The 2,995-nt window shown below is 45.9% G+C and carries 8 protein-coding genes and 1 pseudogene; all 9 read right to left on the bottom strand.

Translation table 11 applies throughout. The features are described from left to right. Positions 1-100: transposase (locus IQ273_RS36225; protein ID WP_194021068.1), on the bottom strand; the 100-nt coding region annotated here is incomplete at its 3' end. 78 nt (positions 101-178) lie between these two features. Further along, the gene (locus IQ273_RS32100; protein WP_194027138.1) at positions 179-418 is read right to left on the bottom strand and encodes a hypothetical protein; all 240 of its coding nucleotides are present in this window, start codon (positions 416-418) and stop codon (positions 179-181) included. Between the two features lie 172 nt (positions 419-590). Further along, the gene (locus IQ273_RS32095; RefSeq protein ID WP_194027137.1) at positions 591-923 is read right to left on the bottom strand and encodes a type II toxin-antitoxin system PemK/MazF family toxin; all 333 of its coding nucleotides are present in this window, start codon (positions 921-923) and stop codon (positions 591-593) included. Further along, positions 908-1,111, bottom strand: a complete 204-nt coding sequence (locus IQ273_RS32090; RefSeq protein WP_194027136.1) for a DUF2281 domain-containing protein — start codon at positions 1,109-1,111, stop codon at positions 908-910. The genes IQ273_RS32095 and IQ273_RS32090 overlap by 16 nt, the downstream gene beginning before the upstream one ends. A 42-nt stretch (positions 1,112-1,153) precedes the next feature. Continuing rightward, positions 1,154-1,390 carry a DUF2281 domain-containing protein gene (locus tag IQ273_RS32085; RefSeq protein WP_194027135.1) on the bottom strand — a complete coding sequence of 79 codons (237 nt, stop codon included), beginning with the start codon at positions 1,388-1,390 and terminating at the stop codon, positions 1,154-1,156. A 218-nt stretch (positions 1,391-1,608) separates the two neighbouring features. Next, a pseudogene (locus tag IQ273_RS36220) lies at positions 1,609-1,716 on the bottom strand (type II toxin-antitoxin system HicB family antitoxin); the annotation flags it as partial. A 444-nt stretch (positions 1,717-2,160) separates the two neighbouring features. Next, positions 2,161-2,550, bottom strand: coding sequence for a hypothetical protein (locus IQ273_RS32075; protein WP_194027134.1), 390 nt, complete (start codon positions 2,548-2,550; stop codon positions 2,161-2,163). 1 nt (position 2,551) lies between these two features. Beyond that, positions 2,552-2,734 (bottom strand): hypothetical protein, encoded by a 183-nt coding sequence (locus IQ273_RS32070; protein ID WP_194027133.1) that lies wholly within the window; start codon positions 2,732-2,734, stop codon positions 2,552-2,554. A gap of 150 nt (positions 2,735-2,884) precedes the next feature. Next, positions 2,885-2,995: a transposase gene (locus IQ273_RS32065; RefSeq protein WP_397197044.1), complete on the bottom strand. Its 111-nt coding sequence runs from the start codon at positions 2,993-2,995 to the stop codon at positions 2,885-2,887.

Below are 2,995 nucleotides of genomic sequence, written 5' to 3'. Positions count from 1 at the left end.
AGCCGCACTTCGGACACCGGATAACGCCGTCGGGCCAGCGCAACGTCCGAACGCTGTCGTAGCACTTGGCCTCTTCCAAAAGGTGTGTCAGGGTTAGCATGAGATCGCAGAGCAGGTGCACTTTAGTGTTCAGCCTAGCGAATACATCATCTGCTTGCAGGTCACCTCCCTGAAACACCTATTGAGCCTCCCACTCGGCGAGGCGGGCGGCGTCGGTGGCGGCTTTGGCGATCGCGAGCTTTTCGGTTTCGGCCTGCTGGCGAACGCGCATTTTGTCATGGGCCAGCTGTAGGGCGTCGGGGGTGGCTTCGGCGCGCACGGTGCTGTAGGTGGGAATGGTGCCGAGACCGTGTAGGGAGTCAACGTCTTTGTCGAGAATGGCGGGCCGCAGGCGGCGGCTGGTATCAGCAATGGGCATAATGCACTCCTGTTTAAGAGTTAGGAATAGTGAAAAGCTGGGCGAAAGCAGCACATTCTTGCGCTGCGGGCTTACAAGTAAGATTCCCACTGCGGAGTGCGACGTATCACTAGAGAAGCTCAATTCGGGCTTCAAGGCTCATTGCAATAAGGTTTTGGATGCTGGTCATCCTTTATTTGCGCAAAATGGTTACTAGCCTATCAATGACTTCATTAGTCTTAGCTGTTGCTAGGCTGTCTGCTTTGTAGGCGATAATTCTGGCGTTGGCTGTAAACACACGATTAGCCTTAATGTAGCTAGTTCTGTTTAAGCCACCCACTGTAAAGTCTACCTCTGCGATCGCTATTGAGTAGCTGTCGTCTGAGCTTTGACTAGTAATCATGCAGAGGATCAAATCATTGCGGGGCAGGGTTGCCACGACAAGGGCAGGTCGTCGTTTGGCATCACTTAAGTCAGAGAATGGGAAGGGAAGAACGACGACATCATCTTTTACAAATGCTGCCATGCTTCATCCTCTTCTGGCGTTAGCCATTCTTCTGCCAGGATGGGTTCGCTGAGCAAGCTAACGTCTAGTTGTTCTTGCCGAATTTCTTTTGCCCGTATAAACAGCAGAAAATCTAATACCTCCTTCAATATCGAATCGGGTGTTTTATAAATCTCAGTTAAGAGCTGATCTTTAATTTCGTTGGCCATGAGGTTATACCATCAGCGTAAACAACGATATTAACTTTTGTTCTATTTCAAGTATGTCCTGTCCTCGTCTACTACTAGAGGCTCGTCAAAATCGTCTGCTAATGGCAGAACGAAGGTACCTTGCAAAATGCCGGAGCGACGCTTTTTGGGTTTTTGTGTTTGTGGAGATTCGTTTGCCGAGTAGTTAGCCATCAGGTACTTGGCATAGTGCAAAAGCTCTTGCTTAAGGCTTACTGGCATTTGTTCTAGGGTTTGAGTGATCTCGGTATCAATTGTCATGGCTTACTGTTATCTAATTAATCTGCAAGTGCTCAGTGCCTCATGCGGGGCGACTATGCATCCTAAATTGAACCTCCATGCCGCACCCAGTTGGTTAGGTCAATAAAATCATCTTCGTCATAGTCTTTAGGGGGGGCAAGGGAGGCTTCGATGTTGGCTTGCTCGTCATCGCTGACAAAGGGTATTTGAAGAGTGGTGCATTGCTGCGTCAATGCTGGTTCTTTGAGGCACATTTCGATGACTACTCGGATGTTAGTCATGAGTTCGTCGATGGTTCCGCCTTGGCTGTAGCAAGCCTTGAGTTGGGGCACTTCGTCGACGTACATGCCGTTTTCGTCTCGCTCAATGACAACAAGGTTTTTTTGACTTCATAGTTCTGCATCTACCTTTACTTTTTCGGAGTAGCTATATAGGGTAACGACAAAAATTTGCTATCGTTGTAATAGACGAGGATGAGGTCATTGGCAATAGCGTCGGTTGTGGCAACTGGTTTTATCGATAGCTAATGACCAAAGCGTCTATCTCTGCAAAATACTAAATTTTTATTGACGTTATCACTCCGTACTTGGGAAAGTGATCGCCAGTTCTTTTAGCACCCCTTCCTTGTTGTCTATCGCTATATCACCGCAGTTAACCTTCTATATTTTCCTGATCCTTATTGCCTTTTTCTTCATTACCTTCTCTCCTGGAAAAGGCAATGACGCTTGTACTTCCCCCAGCCAATAAGCTAATTGCAGCGGTGATGATAGTATTAGGTAAATTCTTATCATCTACGCGAGCTGCATAAACAAGAGCGCCAGCAAAGATGCCGCAATTCCTAATCGTATAATATTTTTATTTTGCTGTTCAGCATTAAACTCGTTCTCTTCTCTTCTAAATTTTACTTCATGCTCATTTCTCAGACGAATCTTTTCGAGCTCAAACTGCTGTTCTTCATTCTGCTTTTGTTGGCGTTGATTTTCTCCTATCAATTGTAGGATAACTTCTGGATTGCTCTTGACCAGAGCATCAACTTCTCGACTAGTCAATTGATATTTTTGATGAGTTGCAGTGAGTGGGAATATTTCTACTGCTGGAATATCTATAGATTCCCCCTCAGCATTGCTTGATTCAAATTTGAATTCGTCCCCCTTGCTTGCAGGGTTAATGTTGCTTCCCATTTCACATTCCCGGCTCAGAAAAATCAATAACTTGACCGATCATGTCAGCCAGTGATCTACTAATGATATAAGCTCCGTATTGAGCGTTGTAGTCTTCATCTTTATGGATGATCAAAACAGCCTCTGCCTCTTCTTCTTGCGGTCTGTCCTTTACAAACTGCCATTGAGAGTTATTCTTTTGCAAAATCTGTAGGCGTTCATGATAGAGTTTTTGATTTTCTCTGCTAGCGCTTTTAGGAAGAGCAAGCCGATATATAGGCTTCTCTCTTTTCCTGGGTTGTGAGTCTTCCAGATTGTCTAACGCAGCTTGAAACTCTTGGCTCTCCTGGGATCACTATGCAGCGGTTGGAGAAAAATGCCAGCAGATTAGGCATCGGAGGCGGAATCGCTCAAAATTAGTGAATCCGTAGCCAGAGCGCTTAATCAACTTCAAACGCGTGTTGAT

It is taken from the genome of Nodosilinea sp. LEGE 07298 (assembly GCF_015207265.1).
Classification (GTDB): Bacteria; Cyanobacteriota; Cyanobacteriia; order Phormidesmidales; family Phormidesmidaceae; genus Nodosilinea.
The sequence above is the reverse complement of the archived record's forward strand: the minus strand, read 5'-3'. Positions and strand labels throughout refer to the sequence as shown.

Bases quoted from the DNA above. Each gene is read 5' to 3' on its own strand.
- IQ273_RS32100 (WP_194027138.1), bottom strand. From the start codon at position 418: ATGCCCATTGCTGATACCAGCCGCCGCCTGCGGCCCGCCATTCTCGAC.
- IQ273_RS32095 (WP_194027137.1), bottom strand. From the start codon at position 923: ATGGCAGCATTTGTAAAAGATGATGTCGTCGTTCTTCCCTTCCCATTC.
- IQ273_RS32090 (WP_194027136.1), bottom strand. From the start codon at position 1,111: ATGGCCAACGAAATTAAAGATCAGCTCTTAACTGAGATTTATAAAACA.
- IQ273_RS32085 (WP_194027135.1), bottom strand. From the start codon at position 1,390: ATGACAATTGATACCGAGATCACTCAAACCCTAGAACAAATGCCAGTA.
- IQ273_RS32075 (WP_194027134.1), bottom strand. From the start codon at position 2,550: ATGGGAAGCAACATTAACCCTGCAAGCAAGGGGGACGAATTCAAATTT.